Raw genomic sequence first — 26,510 nt, 5'->3', positions numbered from 1 at the left:
GGCCCCGCGGACTCCTGGTCCGCGGGGCCCTTCGCGTTGTTGGGGACGGCTTGTGGATAGATTCGCCACCCGGTGCCATTTCTATGACCTGAGTCATACTCTCGTTGGACGTTTGTTTACCCAACACGCCCGGCTTGTCAACTTGGCCGACACGCCGAGAGAACTTCAATCCACAGGGTTGTGAAATCGAAAAGTGTCATCTACCTGCGAATTGTTGAGTGTGATGTTCATCGATCCACAGGTTGTCCCCAGTTTTCCCCAGTCGGTTAACACTCGAGAGTTCCGCGTCCCCAATTCATCCACAACTGTGTACACAGGCCGGTTTGATGTGGGCTCCTCGAGACCCCTAACGTCGCTGCGAGCATGTCTCTCGAGGCGCCCGCGGGGCGGCCGGGATTTGTCGGGGGACGCGAGTACAAAGAGAGTGCAGGACGCCGCCCGGACCTCGGTTCGGGAGGCGTCGCGGGCTCGTTGCGGGGAAGGACGGTCGCGTTGGCGGTTGTAGATGATCGAGGCCACTCCGAGTACCCGGGACCCCCGGAGGAGCCCAGCGAGGAGTTCGGCCGGCAACCTCCGCACGACATGGTCGCCGAGCAGTCGGTGCTCGGCGGCATGCTGCTGAGCAAGGACGCGATCGCCGACGTCCTCGAGGTGCTGCGCCCGGGCGACTTCTACCGGCCCGCACACCAATCCGTCTACGACGCGATCCTCGACCTCTACAGCCGAGGCGAGCCCGCCGACCCGGTGACGGTGTCCGCGGAACTGGATCGTCGCGGCGAACTGCGCCGCATCGGCGGCGCCCCCTACCTCGTGACCCTCACCCAGACCGTCCCCACCGCCGCGAACGCCGCGTACTACGCCGAGATCGTCGCGGAGAAGTCCATCCTGCGTCGCCTCGTCGACGCCGGCACCCGCATCGTGCAGTACGGCTACGCGGGCTCCGACGGCCAGGACGTCGCCGAGGTGGTCGACCGTGCGCAGGCCGAGATCTTCGAGGTCACCGAGCGGCGCACCACCGAGGACTTCATGCCGCTCGAGGAGCTGCTGCAGCCCACGATGGACGAGATCGACTCCATCGCCAGCCGCGGCGGCATCTCCCTCGGCGTGCCCACCGGGTTCAGCGAACTCGACGAGATCACCAACGGTCTTCATGCAGGTCAGATGATTATCGTGGCGGCTCGTCCGGGCGTCGGCAAGAGCACTATCGGCATGGATTTCATGCGGTCGTGCTCGATCAAGCACGGCATGGCGAGCGTCATCTTCTCGCTGGAAATGAGCAAGACCGAGATCGTGATGCGTCTGCTGTCGGCGGAGGCGAAGATCAAGCTCTCGGACATGCGTTCGGGCAAGATGACCGACGACGACTGGACGCGCCTGGCGCGGCGGATGAGTGAGATCAGCGAGGCCCCGCTGTTCATCGACGACTCCCCCAACCTGACGATGATGGAGATCCGCGCGAAGGCCCGCCGGCTCAAGCAGAAGCACAACATCCGGCTGATCGTGATCGACTACCTGCAGCTGATGTCGTCCGGCAAGAAGGTCGAGTCCCGTCAGCAGGAAGTCTCGGAGTTCTCGCGAAGCCTCAAGCTGCTCGCGAAGGAACTCGAGGTTCCAGTGATCGCGATCTGTCAGCTCAACCGTGGTCCCGAGCAGCGCACGGACAAGCGCCCCCAGGTTTCCGACCTCCGCGAGTCCGGCTCGCTCGAGCAGGACGCCGACATGGTGATGCTGCTGCACCGCCCCGACGCCTTCGAGCGGGACGATCCGCGCGGTGGTGAGGCCGACATCATCCTCGGCAAGCACCGTGGCGGTCCGACGGCCACCATCACCGTCGCGCACCAGCTGCACTACTCGCGCTTCGTGGACATGGCGCGGGGGTAGTTGCCGCCGCTGTAGGTTCCGCCGATAGATGCGGAATTCCGGACTTATCAATTCTGTACTCGCGATAAATCCGATCTATATGTTCCGTTAGATCGCGTTTCGGCAACGTGAGGCAGACTCAGGGTGGCACCGAGTGCCGATCCCTCGAGCTTTGGGGCCGCCGATGGGCAGGGTTGTCCATTGGCTCGCCCGGACTGGAAACCGTGGTTGGCTGTTCCGCAAGCATGAAGGAATGTTGCTGCAGGGAGTAGGGGCGTGCGGGGAAGCGAAAGCGAGCAGACCGGGAACATTGGCGAGCAGTCGGTGACGTTGAAGTTCACCCGGTTGGGTTGGCATGTCGCGCCCAACCCGGCAGGCGAGGTGGGCACGGACCTCCTACTTCAAGCACGCGATGAACGTCGATTCGATCATGGCGCATTCATTGGCGCGCAGGTCAAGTCGGGGGAATCCTTCTTCCGGGAACCAAAGGTCAGTGAGTCGGGAGAAGTCGAAGGGTGGTGGTACCGGGATCCCGATGCCGCCCATCTTCGTTACTGGCAAACTCATACTGTCCCGCATCTGCTGATCCTGCACGACGAAACTGATGATCAGTCCTACTGGGTGCACGTCACCAAAGGCAATGTCGTGTCGACCGGCAAAGGGGCGAAGATTTTCGTTCCCAAGTCGTCTGTTGTTTCCCGGGACCACGCGGAGGAACTGCTGAGGGTCGCGACCGCTCAACGTATGGGTCCTAGGTGGGAAGGAAGTGCGTGGGGCGGAGGGGTATCCATACTTCCACCCGAGAGACTCCGGTACGCGCTCCTGACCCCACGCTTGATCGCCCCGCATCCCAATCTGACCATCACATCGCTCAGACCTGATGAGGCGATCGCGATGCTGATCAAGATGCGGGTGGACGACCTCACACCGAGTCGGGTGGGACCGCGCACCGGGGCCCCGGAGATCGAGCAGTGCAGAACCTCTGATGACTGGGGATGGCGGCTGTACGCAGCTCTCCACGATGTACTGATCAATGGCGCCGAGATCGGGTCGATCGAGATGCTGATCGACGATGCGGCGGCACCACATGAAAGGGCCGCCGCCGCAGCCATCCTGTGTGCACTGAAAGTTGAGGTGTTCGATCCATCCGGCGGGTTGCAGATCGTCGACTCCGTACTCTCTCGAGACGATTGTGATCCCACCGATCACTGTTGGCTTCTGCTTCACAAATCCCGCTGTCTCAGTGAACTCGGCGACCTCCAACAGTCACGCGAGATTGCCTTCGAACTGCAACGCCTTCGCGCGACGGCGCCCGACGACCCCACTGCCATGGCAATTGCTGGCGCAGGGGCAGACATCGTCTTCACCGCAAGTGGCTGGGGTAGTGACCTCGGTGAGGTCATCAGCGGGCGCGACACCATCGCGTCGTGGTGGCGAAACCAGGAGATCGGGTCGGCACTCCAGAGTCATTTTGATGACCATTTCAAGGCGTGGGCAGATGGCGCCGCAGACACATCGAACGGGGTTCGAAACACCTGGCTGCGCTTACGAGCTGCCACATTGCTTTCGGGGCTGTCCGCAGACCACACGTCGTGGCGCCATTCGCTCGGTCTCCTCGCGCGGCACGTGCTCACCTTCTCTTCAGATCCGGGATCGATCTCCGAGGCCCTGAACGATCTGCGCGTTGTGGGAGACAGCAAGACAATCGAAATGTCGGTTCGGCGTGTACTGCGGCACGGGCCCGCAACGGCGGTCCAGAGCGCTGCGCAACGTGTCAACTTTGATACTGCGACCAGGACGTCGATCCGCGCCGACCTGCAGATGCTGACCTCCGCTGCAGATGTTCTCGAACCCGAGAGCGCGGATGCTGCCGCACGATGGATCCTCACTTTCTGCGATGATCTGCCGGCCTTCGCCGCACGATTCAGGCCAATGTTCAATATCCACTCAATCCTGTCGGACGCCCTCGCTGAGTTGGTACCTGTGGTCACGCCTGAAACCCTGCTGGAAGTTGTCGATCGGGTGGTCTCGTTGCCGCCGCAGGACGACCAGGGTTGGGCACACGATTGGGCGAAGGTGATCAAGCGTGTGCCCGAGGATGCTTGGTCTGTCGACGACCGTGTCGCGCTTGCGTCACGCGGGCAGGCTGATCATTTCGAACTCCGCGAGGTACTCGATGCTGTCCTGGCAGCAGGTGACAGCCAGGCACGAGAAGCGCTGCGCGAGAGGATTCGCCAGGGCGATCTGGCGGCCTTGGATGCCTTCAGTGATCTTCGAGACCTCGACTCGGATTCGGTCCACGCGACGATGAGTCATCTCGGTGCGGCAATCGACAAGCAGATCAATGTTCTTCGAAGGGGATCGAGTGCTCACCGCGGCCTTGATTGTGCGGGCACATTGGTTGTGATGAACGTGAGCCACCCAGGAGCGGCACGGTGGGACCCGCTCATCGAATTGTTGTCGGTGCGCGCCCCGTTCGTAAACCACCTGATCGGAACACTGCGGAACCTCCGGCGATTCGGTGACGATGTTCCGGATATCGTTGCTACCAAGCTTGTTGATCCCCTTCGCGAACTGATGACGACCGGTGACCGCGATCTCTCGATCTTCGGCCGTGAGGATGTGCGCGGACGCGCCGCAAGCGCGTTGGCAGCGGTCGACATCGACGCGATCACCGAAGACGAATTGTTGGCGTTGATGGAGGCTGACGATCGCAACCAGCGAGCCGCCGCCGCTGAGATCGTCGCTGCTCGCAGCAATGGTGACATGTCGGCTCTGTATGCACTATCCCGGGACGACGACCCGTGGGTGAGGGCAGTGATCGCCAACCGAGTTGCAGACCAGGCTGTTCGCAGCGACCGCCCCGAGCACTTCATGCCACTCGTGATCAGAATGCTTTCTGGGGAGGGCACGCTCGTCGCGCGAATGGTGGCAGTTGCGCTCCCCGATGTACAGTCCGCAGGGGCTGACCAGCTGGTGGGCATTCTCCACTCGCATTCTTCCGCGGAGGTCCGGCGAGTGGTCGGACGGTACCGATCGAACTCGCGCGGACACTCACCTGTGGTGCTCTGATCTCTGACAATCGGGCTTGATTGACGCTTCTCCGGGTTGCGTAGGCCTGCAGAGCGGAGGGTCCGAATCTGCGGCCGACGATTGAGGAGGATGTCGCGGAAACGTGTCGTGCTCCTACCGCCCCGCCGGCCAAGTTTTGGGCAGCCAAAACCCAACTTGAGGGCAAATATCCGATTGACCAGTTGTTACGTCTGCCGTCTCCGTTCTTCGGGCGTTGGCGATACTGCTCGGTGAGTGTCAGGCTGGAGGTGTCGAGGCACATCCATGGCTACCAATGTGGACGGCGCGTTCGTCCGAGTCAGGAACGAAGTCGGTGGGCTCTCCACCGTCCCACTGCGGGCTGTCTGCGTCGAGCATCTGGTCGGGTTGGTTCCCGTTCGGTCGCTGACGTGGTATTCGGGGCAGCGAAGCTTTCCGGGCTGGTACTGGTCGTCGACGATGCGTGCGCATGTTCAGTACGACTCGCGGATCGAGTTGTCCAGGCTCTTGATCGCGGATTTCGATCCATCTGTGGAAGAGATTGTGGCGCAGCCATTTCAGCTCGTAGAGCGACATGATTCGGTGGTCGTGCGCCGTCAAATTCCGGACTTCCTGCTGGTGCATTCGGATCGTACGGTGACGGTAGTCAACGTGAAGACTCCGGAGGCGCTGGTTGACGAGGGGGTGCGGTCGACGTTCGACTGGGTGACCGCTGCCCTCGCCACCTGCGGGTGGCGGCACGAGGTCTGGACGGGGGCCGATCCGGTCCTCCTCGCGAACGTGCGGTTTCTTGCGGGTTTCCGCCGGCCTCACCATCGGCAGGAACTTCTTGCGTCGGTCGCTCGCGAAGGCCCCGGTCACACGGTTACCGAAGTTGAGAGAATGCTCGGGAACAGGAGTAACTGGCGCGAAATTCGGCCAGCGGTCTTCCATCTCCTGTGGCGACACATCCTGCACGCGTCGCTGGATGAGCCCCTGTCAGCGGCGGCCCTCCTACTGGGGGAGGCATCCACTTGAGCACCGCATCCCTGCACGTCGGCAGCATCGTCCAGCGGGATGGACGCCTGTGGACCGTTGCGGAAGTGCATGCGAGCAGGATGCTTCTGCGCTCGAGCACCAAAGCGATGGTTGTGTCGGTCGAAGAACTCTTGGACGACGTGTCCACGGTCTTCGCGAACGAGGAGCAGGTGGCGGGTGACGACTGCGGTGCATTGATCGACGGGCTCTCCGACGAACAGCGAGAAGCCTGGCGGAACAAGGTCGGTCATGTACGGGAGGTCCTCACCGGGTACCGGTCAGGAATCTCTGAGGTGCCACGGCCAGGCGAACCGAAACCGTGTTACCAGCCGACGGTGGCGATGACAGCGCGCTGCAAAGCGAAGGCGCAAGAACTCGGCATCTCGGACAAGACAGTCAGCCACTGGGCCGCCGAATACCGGAAGGACGGTCCGGCGGCCTTGATCGATCACCGCGGTACCAGGGCACACGGTCCGCTCGCCGGGCTTGACGCGAGGTGGGTCGACATGTGCCGACGGGTGTGCGCGGAGTTGACCGAAGCGTCCTCGCACACGAAGAAGTACGTGTTGTTCGAGGTCGATGCTCGGTTGAGGGCGGAGCACGGCGGTGGAGACGTCAGAGTTCCGGGGAGGACGCGTGCGTACGAGGCACTCGACGAGATCACGCGCGGCAGGAACATGTTCCGGGGCAGTGCGAAGGGGCGTCGTGAGATAGCCGGTCGGCCGCAGGGCTGTACGGGCAATTGCGCGCGACCCGGCTGGGGGAGTACGTCATCCTCGACACCAATCGCCTCGACGTGTACGCGATGGATCGGCTGACTCGGCGTTGGGTGAACACCGAGCTCACCGCGGCGATGGACGTGTACGGGCGGATCATCTGCGGGTTGCGCCTGGCTCCGATCTCGACCAAGAGCGCGGATGTCGCTTCGGTGTTGTTCGAGGTGGTCTGCCCGCGCAGGGCAGGTGATCGCGCACAACTTCCGTTCGTCGGGATACCTGAGAGCCTGCTGGTGCCGATCGATACGCCGGCGGAGCAGTCGATGGAGGCGGCGATACCGGTCGAATGTGTGGTCATCGATCACGGTAAAGTGTTCATGTCCAAACACATTCGTTCGTGCTGGAAAGATTCGGCATCTCGATTCAGCCCGTGCGTACGTACAAGGGGTCGGACAAGGGGCCACTCGAGCGGTGGTTCCGTACCCTTCGCCAAGGCCTTCTCGAGTACCTCGACGGGTACATGGGACCGGATCTGTACTCCCGGGGAAAGGACGCCGAGAAGGGTGCGTTCTACTTCGTCGACGAACTCGAGACGATCATCCGCCGCTGGGTCCGCGAGATCTACCATGAGCGTCCCCACGGCGGCCTGGTCCTGCCGGCCGATCCGCACCTCACGTTGTCGCCGCGAGCGATGTACGACATCGGGGTCGCGACGACGGGCTATCGCCGAATACCCACCAGCAGGGACGCAGTCTACGATTTTCTGCCCGTCGAATGGCGCAAGATCAACCACTACGGAATCGACTTCCACGGGTTGACATACGACGACGACATTCTGGCGGAGTTCATCGAGCGAATCAGTCCCCACACGGGCAGCCACTACGGTAAGTACCCCATCCGATATGACCCGGCGGATATCAGCTGTATCTACTTCCAGCACCCTGACGACCACAGCTGGCATCGAATCGAGTGGGAACACGCCCGTGACCTCGAGCAGCCCTTCAGCCTGGACGCCCTGACCTACGCGCGGCGGCTGGCAACTCGACGCGACCCCGATCGTTTCCCGGACGATCGTCTGGCGCTGATCGAACTTCTCGCACGGTGGAACAAGGAAACCACGTTGAGTCGGCGTGAACGCACGATCGCTGTGCAGATGTTCGACGATACCTCCGCTGGTCTGATGCGGCTCGAACTCGACGATCGCGAAGCTGATCGCGATCCGATCAGATCGATGTTCGAGGACAGAGCTGAGCTGGTCTCGGACGACGACCATGAGAGTGCCGGTGACGAGCCGCTCGACCCCGACGACCCAGCGGAATTCTACAAGGACGCAACAGAGTTCGTGACACCACCATGAGCAATAATTCCACCGCGCGCAGTCGGAATCCTCTCTGCCGCAAGGAGGGGTGGTTTCGACATGCTGACGCACCGCCGAGGGCCAAACCGGAGCACATGTCTTGGGGGCAGCTTCGTGCCCTCGGTGAGAACGAACGCGAGCGGTACGACGAGCAGCGGCGGATCTGGCACGCCAACATCGGTCCACTCGCGACGCCGCAGTTGCGTTCGGCGCACGATTCGATGTGGGAGATCGTTGACAGCAACAGACAAGACTCCGACCACGCCAAGGGTGCGATCGCACTCGACGCCTATCCGGGTCTAGGGAAGACGACGACCGCCGACGCATTCGGGTTCGCAGACCACCGGGCCCTGCTCGCACGGAACGGGCCGGCCACCGACGGAGGTGACCAACACATACCGGTCTGCCACATCGGTCTGACATCGAACACGACCATGCGCACCCTCAACATGATGATCTGCGACTTCTACGGCCACCCCGCTACCACCGGATCGGCCGCGATTTTCGCCAAGCGGGCGCTCGACTGCGTTCTGAGCTGCGACACGCAACTGATCATCATCGACGACGTCCACTTCCTGAACGCGCGCAGCAAGGACGGGCTCGCGATCGTCAACCACTTCAAATGGCTTGCCAACGAACTACCGGTCACGTTCCTGTTCGTTGGAGTCGACCTCCGGGGCCGTGGGTTGATGAGCGAAGGGCTGACGGCATCGGCATCGGCCCGTGCACAGACCGCGCGGCGATGGACACGGTTGACCCTTGCACCGACATCTCGACCAGATCCGGGCGGACAGATTGGCGGCGGCTCTTACTCGGTATCGAAGAAAACCTCATCCTCGCCCGTCGCGACAAAGGAATGATCGCTGACGAGTTGTCCGACTACCTCTTCGCCCGAAGCACCGGGCACATCGGATCACTCATGTCCTTGATCACCCGGGGCTGTTACCGCGCGGTCAGAACCGAACGTGAGGAGCTGACAAGGGACTTGCTCGACGAGGTGGCGATCGACGAAGCCGCAGAGCGAGCCCGGGTTGCGCTGCAGTCGGCGATGGAACAGGGATTGCTCACCAGCCGCAACCGTGGCAAGGCGGATTCTCCCGGCCGCCGGTCCTGCCCACAGTCCCACACGCGGGCACACACGGGATCCGGCGTTGACCGCGCGACATCGATGTGCCCGCCGAAAGGCAGCAGGGGCTCCTGATGTTGCGGACAATCCCCCTCCGCCTCCCACCTGCGCCGGGGGAATCTCTCGACAGCTGGCTGTGGGCCTACGCCGACCGGCTACGGGCAACACCGAGTGAGCTACTGAAGGCGCTCGGCATCCCCGGGCGTGCCTACCGGGACTACACCGTTCGGCTGTTTCCGGCGGAGGCCGAGGACATCAGCTGGGCCGCCGCAGTCGACCCACAGATCCTGCACTCGATGACCCTCACTCGATACGACCGACGCGCCATCGTGCTCGTGGACGGGCAGCGGCGCATCTCCCGGTTCGAACTCATGCCACGAGTGACCGGCACCCGTTACTGCCACAAATGCCTCAAGGAAACCGGTGGCCGCTGGCAGCTGTCGTGGCGCCTGTCCTGGTCTTTCGTCTGTCTGAAGCATCGGTGCCTGCTGGCCGACCGATGCCCGGTATGCGGGGCAGTTCCCCACAGCTACCGCGGCATCGGGTCCGCCGTGCCACCACAGCAGTGCAACGCCCGAATCTCCGGTGAGCCTCGGAGGGTGCGATGTCGAGCCGACCTGTCCTGCGCCAAGACGCCGACCTTGCGGGTCGGCAGTCGCGTGCTCGCCGCCCAACTGTGGATCAACGACCTGATCGAGGCGCAGGAACCCGGCGATGCGGCGGCGCGCGCCATCCTGGCTGATCTGGCGACTGTGAGCGGACGGATCTTGGCACAGGCCCGGCCGGAGTCCGTCAGGCAATGTGGCGCACGCTTCGCTGCCGCCCTGACCGAGGCTCGGACGACGGGACGGATCAAACGTCTTCGAGGTCTCTTTCCAGAACAAGATGCTGTCCTCGCGGCCGCCGCTCTCACCGCTGCGGTGGAGGTCGTCGATGCTGTCGTCGAAGGGCGACGAACGCCCTCCCTCCGCAGTCTCGTCAAAGCCGACCTCGATACCCGCTCGGCAACCACACCCCTGGAATACGTCGACGACTGGAACTTCGCCACCGACAAGCTCCGGTCAGCGGTCATCGATATCTACGCAGACACCATCGCGCACGTCGATGCCCTACGCCTGCGTGCCTTTTCACCCACTCCCCGCCGCCCAACACAGTCCGTAATCGTTGCAGCGCGACACCGCAAGATTCCCGAACTGTGCTGGCGAAGGATCTCGCTGATGCTCAACCCCGGGATCACCTCCGAGATATTTCGGGAAGCTCTGAGCGTCGCGCTACTGCTACCCGGCAGTCTCGAACGTGAACTCGAGAAGCATGCCTCGCGACTGTCGTCGCACTATCCGGGGCGCACGAGCTACATGCTCCAACGCCTACGACAGAACAGCGGGAAGGCCGGATTCGACGCCATCTGCCGGATCGCCGACTACCTCGACGAGAGCGAACCAGTGATCGACTACCGACGGCGACGCCAACTCGTTGGGCCACGACTGCTCCCCGAGCGCACCTGGCTCGCGCTGTGCCGAGACCACGATCTCGAAGCCGGCATGAGAGGCGCCAAACTCCGCGCGGCCCGCTGCTACCTCTACACGACCCTCACCGGAACCTCACTGAGCCAGGCACCCAAACGCTTTCACCTGCCCTCGAACGCCCTGCGCATGCACTACGAAGAATTCGTCTTCCGTATGGACGCCCGGCTCGCCGGCGCCCTGCACGGCTACGCCCGCGACTACCTCGCCAGCCTCGGCATCACCGACGAACCCATAACCTGGCAGCCCCCGACCTCCATCCTCGACGGGCTGGATCTGCCCGGCACCTATCCCGACTCGCTCGACGTGGGCGCCGTCCACACCGCCATCGCAGAAGGGGCGCTGTCTTGCGGGGCCGTCGCCGAGCTGTTCGGAACAACGCGAGATCACATACGGTGCATACACGTCGACCATCCACGCCCGTACCAAGAACCCAAACCTCGGACGGTTCCGAACTCGTCACGCCGATACCGCGAGGTCCGGTCGGTGCTCAGCCGAAGCGCGCTCGACCAATGGGCGACACGGGGTATCCGGTCCGTACGGCAACTGTCCGCCGAAACCGGGATCGATCGAAGATTGATAGCGCGTCGACTCCGTGAACTCGACATGCCCATACTCGACCCAAGGGGTCAGGCACGCTACGCCATTGATCGAGACTGGCTGTACCGTCGCTATGTGGTCGATGGGCGAACACACAGGCAGATCGCCGCCGAGGCGCACGTCAGTCAGTCGACGATCGAACGACTCACTGCCGCATACGGAATACCGAACCGGCCACGCGGCGGTGGAAGCAGAATCGAAGCGATCCGCGCTCGACAAGAAGCCGCCCACTATCGAGCGCCACTGAACCGAGTCCTCACAGGACGCGGAGCGTGGTCACGACTGGAGCGCTTTCGCATGATTGTCGCTCGCGGTTCGATGGGAGGCGCGGCTGACGAGATCGGTTCCCATGCATCGGTCCTGAGCACGCAGCTCACCCGACTTGAACACGAAGCGGGATCATCGCTGTGGGATCGAGCAGCGAGAACACCGACCGCGGAAGGCCGTGTCCTCCTTGAGCAGTACCAGACTGCGATCGAGGAGAAGGCGTCGCACTGACCGACAACACTCTGTCCGCTGCAACGAAGCCGGGGGCTTTAGCTCGTCCATTGAATCCGGCGCCCATTCCATCAGACAGACGCCCCTCAGGAGTTGGCGCCGCCTGCAGCAAACTCCCGCGCGGCCGTGATCACCGCATCGAGACTTCGGTCGACGTCGGCGGTGCGCAACACTTCAGCGGGGGCCGATCTCCGAGTGCCGGATTGCGCCCCAGGAACCATGCTTGTACGACGGTAGGGCTGTCACGTTGCACCAGGGTCTGCGCTGCAACCAGTGCGGCCTGTAGTCGGCTGATGACTGACTGATCAGGGATGGGGCTTGTGCCGTCGGCCCACGTCCTGACAATGCGGGTGTCTCGAGCACCGGCAAGGTAGGCGACCAGTTTCGAACCCGTCAGCTCTCGCAGGTCGGTGATAAGCCGACGTGCGGCAACCTCTGACGCTGGTTTTGCGTCGGCCATTGGCGAACTCCTCGGCACTCGGGCGTCCCCAACCGCGACGATACTCGGGCGAAAGCCGCGCTGCGGCCGGGTGACCTTGGCGCCGGAACTGCCCGTGACCCCCCGACACGGCGCTCGCACGCCATCGTCGGCCGCCGGTGCCGCCTTTGGGATATTCACCCAATGCTGCGGCGGTATGGCCCGTTTACGGCGATCCTCAGCGCGCTTGAAAAGTTCAGCTTCCCCACAGCAATGTCCTGCAAACTAAGAACCCGAGATCAGATGAGTCATCTGCAGCACCAACGCGATCGGAAGCATCAACGCACGGTGCCGACGCGCCGTCCGAGCCCGAGGCCATTTCCCCACTAAGCAGGCCGCGCTGATGTGTCTGTATTTCGCGACCCGAGCCCTGGACCGGACCGGGAAAGGGAGAGCACGATGGGCAGCGAGGTGGAAGCCAGCGCTGAACGCGTTCGCCATCACGTTCGAAGACCGATCACCCCGAGTGAGAATTAAACCTGTTTGCCAGAACCGGATCCACCGTTATCCGGATAGTCCCTCCCAAACCGGTGACTCTGATGCGCTGACGCTGCCCCTGACCTAAGAGAAGCTCGTCTCCTACTTCCGTCGACACGTCCGTGAGGCGTGTAAAGGTGACCGACCGTAGGCACGGGCACTGGGTGTCCCCGATGCGACAACCCCCGCCCGGCGCTGCCGAAGGACATCGATGGCGAGGACGGCCAGGCTTGGTCGCCGACGGTGACGTCGGCGTGGACAACACCAGGAGTTGGGACCAGCCGTGGGCCATAATGGCGCAAGAGAGCTCCGCTATAGATAGGAGTGCGCTTATGGCCCGTGGAGATCGTTGGCGTCCGGGCGGTCATGTTCGAAGATGGGAAGCGCCGTTGAGGTCCAGGATCGTTCCGGTGGCCCATTGGGCTTCGGGTGAGTCGAGATAGACGATGGCTGCGGCCACTTCGGCCGGTGTCCCCACGCGGCCGAGGGGACTCTGTTGCCGTAGTGCGGTGCCTTCGTGACTGTCGAGCTTCGGTTGCTGACGTTCGCTAGAGATGAATCCGGGTGCGACGCTGCTCACGGCGATTCCTCGCGGTGCCAGGGCGATAGCCAGCGATTGTCCGAGCGCATGCAATGCAGCCTTGGTGGCACCGTAGGCGGGGTGCTCGGGTTCGCCTCGAAACGCCCCGCGCGAGCCTACGTTGATGATGCATCCACCCGCGGTCATGTGCTGGGCCGCTGCCCAGGTCACGCAAGCAGCGCCGAGAAGGTTCACATCTACCATCCGGGTCCAGACGGCGCACCAATCGTCGTAGCTGGTATCCGCAATCGGGTGACGGTTGACTGCGGACGGCGCAACGGCGGCGTTATTGACAAGCACGTCCAACGAACCGAGTGCGCTGACCGCCTGCTCTACGAGATTTCGTGCTTGCGCCGGATCCCCGATGTCACCGCTGACGAGCGTGTGCCCTTCACCGGGCAGCTCTGACCTCGTGTGTTCGGCGCCCTTTCGGTCGGTCGCATAGTGCACTGCCACGGTGTCACCGCGTTCGGCGAATGCATGGGCGGTGGCGCGGCCGATGCCGCTCGACGCGCCGGTGACCAGAACCTTTCGCATGGACTGCATCTTCTCCTTCGCGGTGGGTATCCCACTGATGACCTGTCATCTCGCCGTCCACCAGAAGGCGTGATCTCCTCATGGAGAGGCCGGTTCGCCGATAGATAACAGTATCCAACTCGCTTGGGCTGGGCACCGTCCTTACAGGGGGCACCAGCGCCCTCAAACGCCGCCGCTCTATTTGCCAAGGGTCACAATCGAAATACCCTGATGTATAGGCAGGCCCTGCCAGGTTGAACGACGATCTACGGGAGATCGAGGCTCGCTGTTGCGGCGAGGGCTCCCAGCAGTTGGAGCTTGTCGGCGCTCGGTGATCCGGGCAGTGCTTGGTACACGATCAGCTGGTGGCCGGGAGCGCTGCGGACATCGAATGCGTTGTACTCGAGAAGTAGGTCGCCGACATCGGGGTGGCGAAATGCCTTGGCCTCGTGGGTTTTGCCTCTCACGTCGTGCCGGTTCCAGAGGTCGCGGAACTCTGCGCTCGCAGCGTGTGCCTCGAGAATGAGTGCCCGGACGTCGTCTGCGGAGCCGATGTGGCCGAGAGCAAGCCGAAGATTCGCGACGCAGGCGGTTGTAGCGCGCTCCCAATCGGTGAAGAACCGGCGCCCGAAGGGGTCGAGGAACGTCATACGGGCGATGTTGTCGATGCGTTCGAAACCGTTGTACAGAGCGCCAGCGAGGTCGTTATACGCGAGAACATCCAACTGGCGGTTGATGATCAGCGCGGGGGTGTGCGACCACGACGTGAGAAGCTGACGGAGCGAATCGTCGACGGTCTCGCGCATCGGCGTACGCGGTGCCGGCGCCAGACCGGCAAGGCGGAACAAATGCTCGCGCAGATCGGCGTCGAGGTCGAGCGCACCCGCCAGAGCGTTGAGCACCCCGGGGGAAGGATTTCGCTCGCGGCCCTGTTCGAGCCGGGTGTAGTAGTCGACGCTGACGCCGGCGAACATGGCTACTTCTTCGCGGCGGAGCCCCGAGACGCGGCGGCCGGGCTGGGCCTTGATGCCCACGGTCGACGGCTGCACGTGGCCGCGTCGTGCTTTGAGGAACGTTCCCAGTTCGGTCGAGCTCATGAGACGACGCTAGCTTCTCGGTGTCGGGTCTGGCAGGCCGTGGCGCACCCTGGCAGAGGTCGGTTGACCGAGGCGACCAGAACAGCACCCAACAGTGTGATTGCAACCACGACGCAAGCCGCGACAGTCAGGTTGCCGCGGTGGGCAGATGCCGCGATCACCGGGCCGATACTTCCGCCGAGGAACATGAAGGCGCCGTACCAAGCAGTCGCGCCGGCGGTCTGTTCCGGTGCGGCTATCTCCACGATCCGCGCGACCAGAGCAGGCGTCGTGAGCGCGATCGCTGCGACGAAGACGACGACGCCGATGGCGACGATCGCGGTAGCGGTCTGCGTGGCGACGACTGCTGCGCTGATCGCGGCGAGAAGGAACCCTGCAACGGCACGGTGGCGAGCCGGAACGCCGTATAGAAAACTTGCGGCCACCGTCACGAGAACAAGGGCGGGCAGGGTGGCGATCCGTAGACCTTGCAGGCCGCCGGGGAAGCCCGCGACGACGGCAGAATCACTGAGCTGCAATGTTGTGAACAGGGCCACGTAACCGCCGAGCACCGCCGCGGTCGCGAGATACAGGGCGATCATCCGTCCGCGGCGAATGACTCGGGGAAGTACGAGCAACGCCTGGGTCATCGGTACGGGCGCAACCGCACCTTCGGTCAGTGTGACCGCAAGTACGCCGGCGCACACTGCCAGGCCCGTTCCGCTCGCGATGAATACACCTCTCCAGCCCCACAAGTGGGCCGCCGGACCGGCGATCAAGGGCATGACCACAGCCGATGCCAGAAACCCGGTTGTCAAGGCAGTGGTGGCGACGGTCCGAAGACGCGCGGGAAACTGCTGCGCTACGTACACCAACGCACAGGGCGCAAAAGCAGCGGTGACGAAACCCTGCCCCGCGCGGATTACCAGCTCCGCGCTGATCGATGTCGGCGCGGCCGCAGCCAGCGCCGTTGCACTGGCGCACACCAAGCCAACGAGCAGGACAGGTTTGGCGCCGAAGCGCCCGGCAAGCGGTCCGGCGGCCAAAAACCCACAGGCGTAAGCGATCCCGAAGACTGTGGTCGACGCTGCCACAGCTGAGGGCGGGACGCGCAAGCTGTCGGCCATTGAATCGATGAGACCGAGCACAACATAGGTCTGTCCGACGGCGAGGATGCCCGTCACCGTCAGCACCGCCACAGTGACCACACTGCGCATTCGCGAGAGTGCGGGTGAAGTCATGGGAGCGAGTCCTTTCAGAGATGCCGCAGATCGGCAGGATTCGACTCTCTCCTCCCTAGGGAGCATGAACCAGGCCGTAGCGCACCCAGGTACACACCGGCCTGTTCCAGTCACCCATCCAGCCCGATAGTGGATTTCGCCGGGAACACCGGCGTCCCTCGAATCGCCATTCTGGAGCACACATGAACACCCCCTTCAGCCCTGAACTGCTCGAGCTGATCAACACCAACCGCGCCACCGGGCACCGCCCACTTCTGTTCGGCAACGCCCGCGTCATCACCGACGACTCACTGATCGGTGACTTCGACCGCGGCGATGTTCTTCTGGGCGGCTCCCGCGTGGTCGGCATCGGGCCCGGGCTACTCACCGCGGCCGACGACGACGGCGCCATCGTCATCGACTGCGACGGCTACGTCATCGTGCCGATGGACATCGACATCGCTCAGCTGCGCGGCCACCGCGAGGCTTCGTTCCGGTCGCCGACCGCGCTTGCACCCGGCAATCCGGCCAGTTTCGCGATCTTGCCCATCGACTCCGACGAATCAGCATCCGCCGCGCTCCGCCGATTCCTCGGCGCCCCAGAGTCCGCGTCCACGGTGGTCATCGCCGGCGACGTGGTTCTCTGGGGCGGGCAGAGTGTCAACACCGGCGACGCCGCTGAAGCGCCCGCTGTCGCGAACGCACCCTCGGACCAGTATCTCGGCACCTGGATCGACGAGAACGACTTCGTGCATCAGCACCTGACCGCCGACGGCCGCTACGACGAAACCCGCGGCGGGCGACCGCACGCCTTCCAAGGTTCCTTCTGGATCACCGGGGACCGCATCGACTACCGCGACGACCTCGGCTTCTGGGCCTTCGGTGAATTCATCGACGGAACCCTGCACCACGCTGGATACACCTTCCACCGGTCCTGACCGCGACTTGAGACTGAGGAGAGACCCACATGCACACCTCCCTTGCTGACTTCAACGCCGCCCGCACCAGCGGCCGCCCGATCCTGTTGAGCGGCGGTGCCGTCGTCACGATGGACCCAGATGTTCCGGATCTCGACTCCGGCGATGTCCTGCTCGTCGGCTCGCGCATCATTGCCGTTGGACTCGACCTCCGTTCCGACCCCGACCACGGCGCTGCTGCCGCATCAGCGCTCGTCGTCGACGCCCGTGGCGCGATCGTGTGCCCCGGCTTCGTCGACACCCACCGCCACGCCTGGGAAGCGCAACTGCGCCGCAGCATCCCTGACGTCGGCGACCTCGGCGAATACGTCATGTCGACGCTCTCCGGCATCGCACCGAGCTACACCCCCGACGACATGCACGTCGGCACCCGCCTCGCCGCGTTGACCGCGCTCGACTCGGGCATCACGACCATGCTCGACTTCTCCCACAACTCGCGGAGCACCGCCCACTCCGATGCGGCGCTCAATGCGCTCGTCGACTCCGGAATCCGGGGCGTACACGCCTCGATGGGTCCGCACTTCGGTGAGTGGGACCGTCAGTGGCCCGCCGACATGGGCCGACTGGTGAGCGATTTCCACGGCGCCGCGAACGGCCTCGTCACCGTGCGACTCGCTGCGCTGTCCACCGACGAGATCGCCGGCCCGGCCATCGCATACGGGCCCGAACTCGCGGCCGTGGCCCGTGACCTAGGGGTGTGGACCAGCATCGACGCCGTCTTCGGAGTGCCCTCGTCGGAGGCGATTCTGCGGTGGGCCCGGATGGGTATCCTCGACCCGACCCTCACCCTCATCCACTCGACCGGGCTCACTCCTGATGCCTGGTCGGCGATGGGAGATGCCGAGGTCACGGTGTCGCTCGCGCCGACATCCGACGCACAGATCGGTCTCGACACCGCGGTCCCCGCCGTCGACGAAGCCCTCGCAGCCGGGATCCGCCCGGGCCTGAGCATCGACGTCGAAGTGGCACTCGCCAGCGACATGTTCACCCAGATGCGGGCCCTGCACGCCATCCAGCGGATGCGCGCCACCAACGCCACCTACGGCACCGACGAGTCGCGCAGCAAGATCACCACACGGGACGTCCTCGACTTCGCAACCCTTCAAGGCGCCTGCGCCAACGCACTCGGAGACGTCACCGGCTCGCTGACCCCGGGCAAAGACGCAGACCTCCTCATCGTCCGCGCCGACGACATCAACAACATGCCCCTCAACGACGCCATCGGCACCCTGGTACTCGGCTCGGATGCCCGCAACATCGACACCGTTCTCGTCGCCGGCAATCCTCGCAAATGGGCGGGATCGCTGGTCGGCGAAGACATCGACGCACTTCGCGCCGAGGTCGTCCGCTCGCGCGACGACATCACCCGGCGGGTGGCGGCACTGTGAGGGATACCGGAGACACGGGAGACGCTGAAGACACGAAAAGGGCTACAGCAATGCAGCATTCGTTCGTCGGGCTATGGGTAACGGCCGACGGGCACATCCGCCAACGCCTCCTCCCCGAAGGCCGCTACGTCGAAGCTCGCGGCGACCGCGAGGCCGCCTACACCGGCGCGTATCGGATCGAAGGCGCCATGATCTACTACCGCGACGACACCGGCTTCTCCGCAGACGGCGAGTTTCGCGACGACGTCCTGTATCACGCGGGCATGGTCATGTACCGAGAGGCGGCCGCTCGAACGCTCCCGTAGACGTAACTCTTCCTGGATCGGCTCCTACCGAGTGCAGATCCCATAGGGTCTCCTACCGAGCAGCGTCGTGAAAATACCTGACCGCCACAACCTGCAGGATCCCAATGCGGCAGGTCGCCCTCTGTGTCCCCGCAAGGTCTACAGCAGTTGTAGATCTTGCGGGGACTGTTCGTTTCACGGCGCACGTCGACCAGCGCTGACACGGTCGCCGGAGTGTGCGGTGATGCGGCTCGCGCTGCGATCTTCGATCACTGGGATTTCCGGAGACAGGATCGTCGGCGCTGGGCAGACTGGAGTCAACGGAAAGGACCCGACAATTGAGAATCGACATCCCCGAAGGCAAGGACCCCGTCGGATACGTGTGGGGCGAGATGGTTCCCGGTATCGGCGTCGCGGCGTCCAGGTTGTCGCGCGCGGTCTACACGCAGTCCACGCTCGCGCTGCGCGAGTTCGAGGCCGCTCGTCTGCGCATCGCCCAGATCAACGGGTGCATCGTCTGCATGGACTGGCGCACCGAACGCGAGGGCGAGAGGGTCGAGGACGGCTTCTTCGAGGCCGTCGAGAACTGGCGCACCACAGGTGTATTCGACGACCGGACTCGCTTGGCCGCCGAGTACGCGCAGCGGTACGCGCTCGACCACCACAACCTCGACGACGAGTTCTGGGCCCGCATGGCCGAGCGCTACGACCAGCGCGAGATCGTGGAGCTCACGATGTCCATCGGCTCCTGGATCGTCTCGGGCCGACTCAACCACGTCCTCGGCCTCGACACGGTGTGCGCCCTCCCGGAACTCTGACGAATCTGTCGAACCCCGCGCGAGCGGGTCTTGTCGCGTGCCCTTCAGCTTGCCGGGATACCTACCCCAGCACCTCAGCGTCATCCGGCGGTCGGCTCACGGAGGGCTGTCCGGCACCGATACCGAAACCCGGATCTTCGGTTAGGGCTCGAATCAAGGGACGGTACTGGAGCGCAGAGGTCGGAGCTCCGGATCCGACCTACGCTGCGCGGTGTGGGTGCGAGGGAAGTGCCGCAGGACGCGATCGTCGAGGCCGCCGAGACTATTGTGGAGTAGATCGGCGTCCTGCTCGAGCGGACCGCGGACACCGTCCTCGGAGCGTCGGGCCCGGCCCGGATGCATGGCATTCCGGCATGCCGTCCGCGACACCGGCGCCGGCAGCCGGGAGGAGGCTTGAAGCGGCCGTGCAGATGTTGTTGCGAAGGAGTGGGACAGCTTTAGTGGGCGGCCCGACGGCTGTCAGATCTCCCGGGCGGCGTGGTTGTCGAACTCGCCGCGGGTCAGCGATAGCGTTTCCTACTCGTGGCCAAACCTGTCGCCGACAATTCCCGCCGACCGGCCTGGACCATGCCGGACGGACGTATCCCCAGATTGCTCAATGATCGTTCACACTGGCGCGCACCCGACGATGGTGACGTCGAGCGGTGATCCCTTTTGCTCGTGGCGCTTCCCACGACCGCCCGAGCCACCACTGTTGTGGATCCCGACGTTCACGAATGGGCGTTGGGGCCGCGGCGGCGAGATGCGGCGGAAGATCCCGCGAACCCAGGTCTCGGACACGGTTTCGCTCGGCGCTCGGAGTCGCTGGTGATGCTGGCTCGCAGCCGTACGTGGCCGCGATTCTATTCAGGAGTATCGGCCTGGGCAGTAGCGTGGCGGCGACTGTGCGGCCGCCGCTCTCCGCTAGGCAGGCTGTCTGCTCAGCGAAAGAAGCGAGACAGCGGCCGTCGGCGTCTGCGAAGGCTGGGAGGCATGGGCCAGCAACCGTGCATTCCCGAATCACGCCACAGCGTGTGCACGCCGATAGACTCGAAGATGCGTCCGGGAACCGGACTTGCTGTCGTCGGCTTCCGTGCAGTCGATGTTAAGGCAGGGGGTTCCAGTGTCCTCTGCACGATTCGGCGATCTCGAATTTCCGTTGAGTGGAATCGTCTCGGTGACAGCAAACATGGACATCTATCGTTCTCGGGCCACGAGTTGTCACGGGATGGGATTCGCGCGTGGCCGCGGAGAAAGGAAGAAGTAGTGGGTCTCTTGGATGGACGAAGTGGGCTTGTCACCGGCGGCGCCAACGGAATCGGCCGAGCGATGGCCGAAAGTCTCGCCCGTGAGGGTGCGAACGTGCTGGTGTCCGATATCGATGACGAAGCAGGTGTGGAGACCGTTCAACGTATCCGGAGTGCAGGCGGAACTGCGGAGTACCTCCACACTGATGTGACTGACGAAGACGCGGTGTTCGCAATGGTCCAAGCTGCTGTGGAGGCTTTCGGTTCACTGGACTTCGCGATGAACAACGCCGGAGGAGGAAGCGCTGGGCGTCCACTCCACAGGGACACCAAGGAGAATTTCGAACACACAATCCGACTCGACTACATGAGTGTCTTTTACTGCCTCAAGGCAGAAATCATCCAGATGCGAAAGCAGAACGCCGGCGGTGCGATCGTGAACACGGCGTCGACTGCTGGTCTGAGCGGACTCGCCGGACTCGCGGCCTACGGCGGCGCAAAGTGGGGCGTGATCGGCCTGACTCAATCTGCGGCCGTCGAGAACGGACGATTCGGCATTCGGGTGAACGCACTATGCCCCGGAAGCACTGAAACCGAAGCGATCCGAGGCATTGCCGAGATGGATCCCGCCGGTTACCAGGCTCGTACGAGCGCGATTCCCCTTGGACGCGCGGGACGGCCCGAGGAACAGGCAGACGCAGCAGTCTGGTTGGTTTCACCGCGCTCCTCCTACGTCACTGGTGTCGCTCTACCCGTGGATGGCGGGAGCATCATCCGCCGTTAACCGTCACCGATCAGCGATTGTGACGATCACCCAGAGCCTGCTCGGCTCGTCCAGATAGCCTGCTGCCCAAAACGCCACAGGGCTAGCGGATAAGACGGTGCTATCGCGGAGTCATGCCGGGGGATAACCTCCGGGCTGATGACGGTCGAGATGTGATTCGGGCATATCGCAGTAGCGGGCAGAACCGGACGGGCGCGACCATGAGTCGATGCTCATCATGATGCGTTCTGTCCGAGCAGATTTGAGTGAAACCTTCCGGTGAGATACGTTGAATGCGCTGTGCCGCAGCGTCGGTGAGGACCCCGTGCTACCCCCTGGTGCGGGGTCTTCGCCGCCTTTGGCAGCAGCTAGCGAGAGCGACGGAGATGCTGCCGACGCTCCTCACAGCCCCACGTCCAGCGTAGCTCCCATCCCTGATGTGTTATCTCCCTCCTGTTCCTGCCCGTGAAACACCGAACGGGAGCCCCGCGCCACGGTGTCGCGAGCGAAGCGTGCCGTGAATTCCCATTTCAGGGTGTGTGTGCGGTGAGGTTCAGACGAGGCCACAGTACGCGTCCCGCAGCGCCGCGATCTCGTCGATTTCCGACGCCGGCGAGTCACGACCTTCCCAGGGTCGAGAACGGCTACGTGGTCGACCACGCTCGTCGCGGCCTCGACGGCCTGTTCGACGAGGAGGACGGCTAGGGCATGTCTGACAATCGGCGGGTCCAGGCGATCAGGCGTGCAGGACGATCGCTGACCGGTAGACGATGGCAAGTTTGTCGTAGAGAGTGGCCAGACCGCGCCACTGCTTGAGGTGACAGAACCGGCGTTCGACCACATTGCGGCCACGGTAGTCGGTGGAGTCGAACGCCGGTGGCCTGCCACCGCGTGAGCCGCGTCGACGACGGTGCCCGGCTTGGTCGGACGGTTCAAAGGATGACCGCACCGATTCCGCAGCGACGCAACAGCTCCCAATTGACGCGGGAGGAGTACGCCTTGTCGCCACGAACCCGATCCGGCAGCATGCGTGGCCGCCCGCCTTCGAGACGGGGAACTTTGAGGTGGTCGAGCAGGTGCGGGAAGGCCGGGCAGTCCCCGGACTGGCCCGGTGAGATGAGCACGACTAGCGGTCGTTCGTGGCCGTCGACGAGGTGATGGATCTTCGTCGACAGATCACCGCGGGAGCAGCCGATCGCATGGTCAGGCGACTCGGCCGAAGGATTCACGTAATTCGACCCATCCCCCTGTGTGGCGGGTGGTGTTCGAGGCGTGCTGATGAGCGCGCGCGATGGTCGAGTCCAGTGACACCGCCAAGTCGATCTTCCCCGAAGCGTCGGCGGCGGTCAGCAGGCGTTGCAGTACCCGGTCCCAGGTCCCGTCATCGGCGAGTCTGCGGTGCCAGGTCCAGATCCTCTGCCACGGCCCGAACACCTTCGGCACGTCCCGCCACGCAATCCCACACCGATACCAGTAGACAACGCCTTTCACCATCGTCCGCGCATCGGAGAACGGCCGGCCCCGGCGACCGGTCCGGATTGGCAGCGAGTCCGAGATCGACTCCCACTGCTCATCCGACAACACCTGAAGCCGCGTCACACGAACAGGCTCACACGCAGCGGTTCACATGCAGGCATGAGGGACCCCGCGGACCCCAGTCGGGAAAGTCGGTATGTCCGTTGTGTCAAATCCGTAGGCAGGGGGCCGGTAGTGGGGTCATCTGACTTGCTGGGTCTGACGATTTCGCTGATGTCGTCGACGCTCGTCATTGCCCTTGCCGCTGCACTTATGCCACGAATCGTCGGCGATAAACCGAATTCCGTTGTAGGCATACGCACCATGGCGACGATGTCGAGCCCTGCAGCGTGGAAGCTGTCCCATCGCGTTGCTCGGCCACTTCTGCGCCGGACGGTGTGGACAGCCGTTGCTGGACTGTCCATCCAGGTCATGATCGGTATCGTGGCAGGTTTCGGATCTGTGGCGTCGGCTGTCGCTGCACCCGCTGCGCTTCTGGCGGTGCTCATCGCCCTGATCTACGCGGCGATCAAGGGCAACGCCGCGGCTAAGTGGATTCGGTGTTGATCGGACCCCGCTCTTCATTATTCCGAGTCCTGACCAACGTCGCCTGCTTTGCTACCAGCGGGCGCCGATATCGACCCCGGCGGATCGAGATGACGGTCGACAGGCGATTCCTCACTGAGCTGTGATCAGCCGCATGCTGCGCCGCTACCGTTTATCGGCCATGCCCTAGTGACGTAATTCATTGGGGGCCAACGATCTTGGCCTCGGTCAGTCCGATCAGTTCTACCTATCGCCCAACAGTGCACCGAAGCTCGTGCCCAAGTCCTTCCAAGCGCGACGATACTGGCCGGGTCCACTCGGGCCAGGGCTTCACGCCCGCAGCCCGAGTGTCGCCAACCCGACGGCTCAGTACACCTAGGCTGCGAAGGCCGCCGCCGTCGCTGCCGTGTCCTCGAACAGATGCATGCGCGTGATTTTCCCCGCCTTCACGGTCAAGCGCAGCGCAACGGCGGTGTGGAACGGGCGTCCGGTCGGCGCTGCGACGTGGTCGAACGCACCGAAGATGACGGCGTCTTCGCCGTCGGTGACGACAGCCTCGACGGAGACGATGCTCTTGCCCGGTTCGAGAGCGGCCCACAGGGCACGGAAGTAGTCGGGCACCTCGCTCTTACGCGAGCGAGCGCCGACCCATTGCGCTACCGCCGGATCGCCCGGAACGAACCAGTCGATCTCCTCCGCGAACAGCTCGCCCATTCTCTCCGGGTCCTGTGCGCCGAGGCCCTCGAGGAAGGCGGTCGTCACGTCTGCAGTGGTGGGGGTCATCAGGTGTCCTGTCTCTCGTGGTGGTCGCCGGCCACCGCATTGTGTAGTGGTCGATACAGAATGCTAGCAGATCTGTAGTGACCCCTATAAAATGAATGCATGGGACGGCCGCGCAGCTTCGATCGAGACACCGCACTGGACAAGGCGATACGCCTGTTCTGGGAGCACGGCTACGAGCAGACCTCCATCGCCGACCTCACGCAGGAGCTCGGCATCTCCGCGCCGAGCCTGTACGCCGCGTTCGGCGACAAACAGGCCCTGTTCAAAGAGGCCGTCGCCCGATATGAAGCCAACCCCGCGTCCGTGACGACAGCGGGGACCGCCGGCACGACTCCGCACGAGGTGCTGCGGATGATGCTCAACCGCGCATGCCAGGAGTACGCCAGCGAAGCCCATCCGCGCGGATGCCTCGTCAACAGCGCACCCGAGCTCACCGGCAATCGCAACCAGAACCGCGCGATCACCGCAGACCAGCTGCGCAGAGTTGCAATCGACACGGAAACAAGCGTCGACGCCGAAACACTCGCCGCCTTCACCCATGCTCTGCTCGTGGGCCTGTCGTCCTACGCTCGCGACGGCGCCGATGAGGAGCAGCTGCGCCGCGTGGCCGAGCTGGCCATGCGGGTGACGAGGGCGTGAGCGGAACCCTTCTACCTCGCCGCCGTGGTTCTGAATGCCGTCATCGCGTGGACTCGGTGATTGTCAGACACGCCCTAGCCCGGTCTCCTTGAGTATCTGTTCCCCCATCACCTCGTTGACGATGACCGGGGCCAGGCCGCGGTCGGTCGGCGCTCGCTCACGGCGGCTGATTCCGGAATGACATGGATCGGCCTGTATCAGCGGCGTGGCCACGAAGTCACCACCTCCGAGCAGATCGCGACAAGCGTCAACACCAACCCCGTGGTGATCCGCCGCCTGCTGAGCGAGCTGCGTAAGGCTGGCCTGGCCGATTCACGGCGGGGGCGGGCTGGACGCTCGCGCGGGACCTGGCGGCGATCACCTGCTCGGCGTCTACCAGGCGATCGAACCGGGACCGGTCTTCGCCCTGCATCGCGCGACACCGACCCCGAGTGCGTCGTGGGCCACGGTAGTGGGCCCGCAATGACCGCCGTGTTCGACGACGTGGAGGCCGCCCTGCGTAGGGAGCTGGCCAAGACCACGCTGGAGGACGTGCTGCGGGACGCCTTGAAAGCCGCCTGATCTCAAACCGTCACTTCCCCTGACTGAGGACGGCGCATCCCCCCGCCATTGATGTAACTACAATTGTCCACTAGCGGCCACGACGCCGGGGCGTCATTGTGCAGATGCTTGAAAGGCGACGGTAGTGGCGGGAGGACGTAGTGAACGCTCGCCGCGCCGCGCCGCGCCGTGCGGCGCCCGACCGGTCGTACACGTCGGCGTGTTGACAGTGAACACGGTTATGACTGTGTTCGGCGCTATGGTGTTGCAGGAGGGGGCAACTCGGAACGCAGGCGGGGCGCGTCGCCCGAGGGGAGAGTCGGACACCTACGAGCGTCGTTCAACCTCGGCGCGGCTGCGGAGTTCGACGTGCTCCTCTTGGAGTCTCAGGTTCGTCTGTTCGAGAGCGAGGATCAGCTTGATGCCGGAGACATTGACGCCGGCGTCGACCAGTTCGGTGATTCGGGTGAGCACTTCGAGATCGGCGTGGCTGTAGCGGCGCCTACCGCCAGACGTTCGGCTCGGGGTGATCAGCCCTCGCTGCTCGTACAGTCTCAACGTTTGTGGGCCGACCCCAGTGAGCTCGGATATCACCGAGATTCCGAACACGCCACGCGAGCGATCCGACGATGGTTCTCGCCAGTGCTCGCGCAAATCCATGGAGTGCAAACTACCAGCCGTCGACCGACTCGTCCCGGCAGCTCAGAGGTGTGTGCACTGTCAGTCCGAGTTGGCACACCCGGGACGCCGTCGACAGCGCGTTTCGCCCGCGGGCTTTACACAGCCTGTCTTACCCACTGCCCTCCGCCACGAGCGGTGTTGTCCGAACTTGTTGTCCAACCACGATCGGTGGCGATCCGACTAGCCACCCGCGAAAGTACCGTAGCGGCCTCGCCGTCGAAAAGCTCGCCGCCGGACGACTACGGTTCGGCCCCA

The 26,510-nt window shown here is 63.9% G+C and carries 22 protein-coding genes and 2 pseudogenes; 17 read left to right on the top strand and 7 right to left on the bottom strand.

Annotated features, from left to right (window positions below):
* Positions 1-492 precede the first annotated feature (492 nt).
* The 8 genes and pseudogenes from dnaB to C7H75_RS23800 form a co-directional block, all read left to right on the top strand.
* Entirely contained in the window at positions 493-1,881 is a 1,389-nt protein-coding gene (gene dnaB, locus C7H75_RS23840) for a replicative DNA helicase (RefSeq protein ID WP_005516772.1), read from the top strand.
* A gap of 255 nt (positions 1,882-2,136) precedes the next feature.
* Positions 2,137-4,932, top strand: a complete 2,796-nt coding sequence (locus C7H75_RS23835; protein ID WP_084969547.1) for a DUF4365 domain-containing protein — start codon at positions 2,137-2,139, stop codon at positions 4,930-4,932.
* Positions 4,933-5,196: 264 nt separating this feature from the next.
* The gene (locus C7H75_RS23830) at positions 5,197-5,928 is read left to right on the top strand and encodes a TnsA-like heteromeric transposase endonuclease subunit (protein ID WP_106851936.1); all 732 of its coding nucleotides are present in this window, start codon (positions 5,197-5,199) and stop codon (positions 5,926-5,928) included.
* A gap of 113 nt (positions 5,929-6,041) precedes the next feature.
* Entirely contained in the window at positions 6,042-6,746 is a 705-nt protein-coding gene (locus C7H75_RS23825; protein ID WP_217451366.1) for a helix-turn-helix domain-containing protein, read from the top strand.
* 328 nt (positions 6,747-7,074) lie between these two features.
* Entirely contained in the window at positions 7,075-8,001 is a 927-nt protein-coding gene (locus C7H75_RS23820) for a Mu transposase C-terminal domain-containing protein (protein ID WP_159025995.1), read from the top strand.
* Positions 7,998-8,861 carry an ATP-binding protein gene (locus C7H75_RS23815; RefSeq protein ID WP_317047803.1) on the top strand — a complete coding sequence of 288 codons (864 nt, stop codon included), beginning with the start codon at positions 7,998-8,000 and terminating at the stop codon, positions 8,859-8,861. Before C7H75_RS23820 ends, C7H75_RS23815 begins: the two co-directional genes overlap by 4 nt.
* A gap of 340 nt (positions 8,862-9,201) precedes the next feature.
* Positions 9,202-11,748, top strand: coding sequence for a TniQ family protein (locus tag C7H75_RS23810; RefSeq protein WP_106851934.1), 2,547 nt, complete (start codon positions 9,202-9,204; stop codon positions 11,746-11,748).
* Between the two features lie 725 nt (positions 11,749-12,473).
* Positions 12,474-12,689, top strand: a pseudogene (locus C7H75_RS23800) (transposase); the annotation flags it as partial.
* Positions 12,690-13,067: 378 nt separating this feature from the next.
* Here the strand turns inward: C7H75_RS23800 and C7H75_RS23795 are convergent.
* The 3 genes from C7H75_RS23795 to C7H75_RS23785 form a co-directional block, all read right to left on the bottom strand.
* Complete coding sequence (locus tag C7H75_RS23795) at positions 13,068-13,820, bottom strand: SDR family NAD(P)-dependent oxidoreductase (protein ID WP_106852064.1); 753 nt, start codon at positions 13,818-13,820, stop codon at positions 13,068-13,070.
* Positions 13,821-14,065: 245 nt separating this feature from the next.
* A complete protein-coding gene (locus tag C7H75_RS23790; protein WP_013417624.1) occupies positions 14,066-14,896 on the bottom strand; it encodes a helix-turn-helix transcriptional regulator in 831 nt (276 codons plus the stop codon).
* Complete coding sequence (locus C7H75_RS23785) at positions 14,893-16,116, bottom strand: MFS transporter (protein ID WP_106851933.1); 1,224 nt, start codon at positions 16,114-16,116, stop codon at positions 14,893-14,895. Before C7H75_RS23785 ends, C7H75_RS23790 begins: the two co-directional genes overlap by 4 nt.
* A gap of 182 nt (positions 16,117-16,298) precedes the next feature.
* Here C7H75_RS23785 and C7H75_RS23780 point away from each other — a divergent pair, with 182 nt between their 5' ends.
* From C7H75_RS23780 to C7H75_RS25770, 5 genes are all read left to right on the top strand, one after another.
* Positions 16,299-17,033: an Atu4866 domain-containing protein gene (locus C7H75_RS23780; protein ID WP_013417622.1), complete on the top strand. Its 735-nt coding sequence runs from the start codon at positions 16,299-16,301 to the stop codon at positions 17,031-17,033.
* Between the two features lie 29 nt (positions 17,034-17,062).
* On the top strand, positions 17,063-18,460 hold the full coding sequence (locus C7H75_RS23775) for an amidohydrolase family protein (protein WP_106851932.1): 1,398 nt from the start codon (positions 17,063-17,065) through the stop codon (positions 18,458-18,460).
* 50 nt (positions 18,461-18,510) lie between these two features.
* Positions 18,511-18,765, top strand: coding sequence for an Atu4866 domain-containing protein (locus C7H75_RS23770; protein ID WP_106851931.1), 255 nt, complete (start codon positions 18,511-18,513; stop codon positions 18,763-18,765).
* Positions 18,766-19,082: 317 nt separating this feature from the next.
* Complete coding sequence (locus C7H75_RS23765) at positions 19,083-19,562, top strand: carboxymuconolactone decarboxylase family protein (RefSeq protein ID WP_041674481.1); 480 nt, start codon at positions 19,083-19,085, stop codon at positions 19,560-19,562.
* Positions 19,563-20,807: 1,245 nt separating this feature from the next.
* On the top strand, positions 20,808-21,572 hold the full coding sequence (locus tag C7H75_RS25770) for an SDR family NAD(P)-dependent oxidoreductase (protein WP_159025993.1): 765 nt from the start codon (positions 20,808-20,810) through the stop codon (positions 21,570-21,572).
* Between the two features lie 911 nt (positions 21,573-22,483).
* On the opposite strand, the gene C7H75_RS26100 is transcribed toward C7H75_RS25770, so the two are convergent.
* Both C7H75_RS26100 and C7H75_RS26095 read right to left on the bottom strand, forming a co-directional pair.
* Positions 22,484-22,780 carry a transposase gene (locus C7H75_RS26100; RefSeq protein ID WP_197535462.1) on the bottom strand — a complete coding sequence of 99 codons (297 nt, stop codon included), beginning with the start codon at positions 22,778-22,780 and terminating at the stop codon, positions 22,484-22,486.
* Entirely contained in the window at positions 22,755-23,150 is a 396-nt protein-coding gene (locus tag C7H75_RS26095; protein WP_041674480.1) for an IS5/IS1182 family transposase, read from the bottom strand. The genes C7H75_RS26100 and C7H75_RS26095 overlap by 26 nt, the downstream gene beginning before the upstream one ends.
* Before the next feature lie 150 nt (positions 23,151-23,300).
* On the opposite strand from C7H75_RS26095, the gene C7H75_RS23745 reads away from it, so the two are divergent.
* A complete protein-coding gene (locus tag C7H75_RS23745; RefSeq protein WP_159025992.1) occupies positions 23,301-23,633 on the top strand; it encodes an SdpI family protein in 333 nt (110 codons plus the stop codon).
* 354 nt (positions 23,634-23,987) lie between these two features.
* Here C7H75_RS23745 and C7H75_RS23740 read toward each other — a convergent pair whose 3' ends face one another.
* Positions 23,988-24,395: a nuclear transport factor 2 family protein gene (locus C7H75_RS23740; protein WP_041674479.1), complete on the bottom strand. Its 408-nt coding sequence runs from the start codon at positions 24,393-24,395 to the stop codon at positions 23,988-23,990.
* Positions 24,396-24,494: 99 nt separating this feature from the next.
* Here C7H75_RS23740 and C7H75_RS23735 point away from each other — a divergent pair, with 99 nt between their 5' ends.
* From C7H75_RS23735 to C7H75_RS26390, 3 genes and pseudogenes are all read left to right on the top strand, one after another.
* Positions 24,495-25,034 (top strand): TetR/AcrR family transcriptional regulator, encoded by a 540-nt coding sequence (locus C7H75_RS23735; protein ID WP_013417616.1) that lies wholly within the window; start codon positions 24,495-24,497, stop codon positions 25,032-25,034.
* A 177-nt stretch (positions 25,035-25,211) separates the two neighbouring features.
* Positions 25,212-25,358, top strand: a pseudogene (locus C7H75_RS26500) (Rrf2 family transcriptional regulator); the annotation flags it as partial.
* 114 nt (positions 25,359-25,472) lie between these two features.
* Complete coding sequence (locus C7H75_RS26390; RefSeq protein ID WP_262510150.1) at positions 25,473-25,595, top strand: hypothetical protein; 123 nt, start codon at positions 25,473-25,475, stop codon at positions 25,593-25,595.
* A 306-nt stretch (positions 25,596-25,901) separates the two neighbouring features.
* Here C7H75_RS26390 and C7H75_RS23725 read toward each other — a convergent pair whose 3' ends face one another.
* Complete coding sequence (locus C7H75_RS23725; protein ID WP_084848337.1) at positions 25,902-26,234, bottom strand: MerR family transcriptional regulator; 333 nt, start codon at positions 26,232-26,234, stop codon at positions 25,902-25,904.
* Between the last annotated feature and the right edge of the window lie 276 nt (positions 26,235-26,510).

This window comes from Rhodococcus (subgen. Prescottella) equi (assembly GCF_003013675.1).
GTDB classification, from domain to species: Bacteria; Actinomycetota; Actinomycetes; order Mycobacteriales; family Mycobacteriaceae; genus Prescottella; species Prescottella equi.
The sequence above is the reverse complement of the archived record's forward strand: the minus strand, read 5'-3'. Positions and strand labels throughout refer to the sequence as shown.

Bases quoted from the DNA above. Each gene is read 5' to 3' on its own strand.
- C7H75_RS23830 (WP_106851936.1), top strand. From the start codon at position 5,197: ATGGCTACCAATGTGGACGGCGCGTTCGTCCGAGTCAGGAACGAAGTC.
- C7H75_RS23815 (WP_317047803.1), top strand. From the start codon at position 7,998: ATGAGCAATAATTCCACCGCGCGCAGTCGGAATCCTCTCTGCCGCAAG.
- C7H75_RS23810 (WP_106851934.1), top strand. From the start codon at position 9,202: ATGTTGCGGACAATCCCCCTCCGCCTCCCACCTGCGCCGGGGGAATCT.
- C7H75_RS23795 (WP_106852064.1), bottom strand. From the start codon at position 13,820: ATGCGAAAGGTTCTGGTCACCGGCGCGTCGAGCGGCATCGGCCGCGCC.
- C7H75_RS23790 (WP_013417624.1), bottom strand. From the start codon at position 14,896: ATGAGCTCGACCGAACTGGGAACGTTCCTCAAAGCACGACGCGGCCAC.
- C7H75_RS23785 (WP_106851933.1), bottom strand. From the start codon at position 16,116: ATGACTTCACCCGCACTCTCGCGAATGCGCAGTGTGGTCACTGTGGCG.
- C7H75_RS23780 (WP_013417622.1), top strand. From the start codon at position 16,299: ATGAACACCCCCTTCAGCCCTGAACTGCTCGAGCTGATCAACACCAAC.
- C7H75_RS23775 (WP_106851932.1), top strand. From the start codon at position 17,063: ATGCACACCTCCCTTGCTGACTTCAACGCCGCCCGCACCAGCGGCCGC.
- C7H75_RS23770 (WP_106851931.1), top strand. From the start codon at position 18,511: ATGCAGCATTCGTTCGTCGGGCTATGGGTAACGGCCGACGGGCACATC.
- C7H75_RS23745 (WP_159025992.1), top strand. From the start codon at position 23,301: ATGTCGTCGACGCTCGTCATTGCCCTTGCCGCTGCACTTATGCCACGA.
- C7H75_RS23740 (WP_041674479.1), bottom strand. From the start codon at position 24,395: ATGACCCCCACCACTGCAGACGTGACGACCGCCTTCCTCGAGGGCCTC.
- C7H75_RS23735 (WP_013417616.1), top strand. From the start codon at position 24,495: ATGGGACGGCCGCGCAGCTTCGATCGAGACACCGCACTGGACAAGGCG.
- C7H75_RS23725 (WP_084848337.1), bottom strand. From the start codon at position 26,234: ATGGATTTGCGCGAGCACTGGCGAGAACCATCGTCGGATCGCTCGCGT.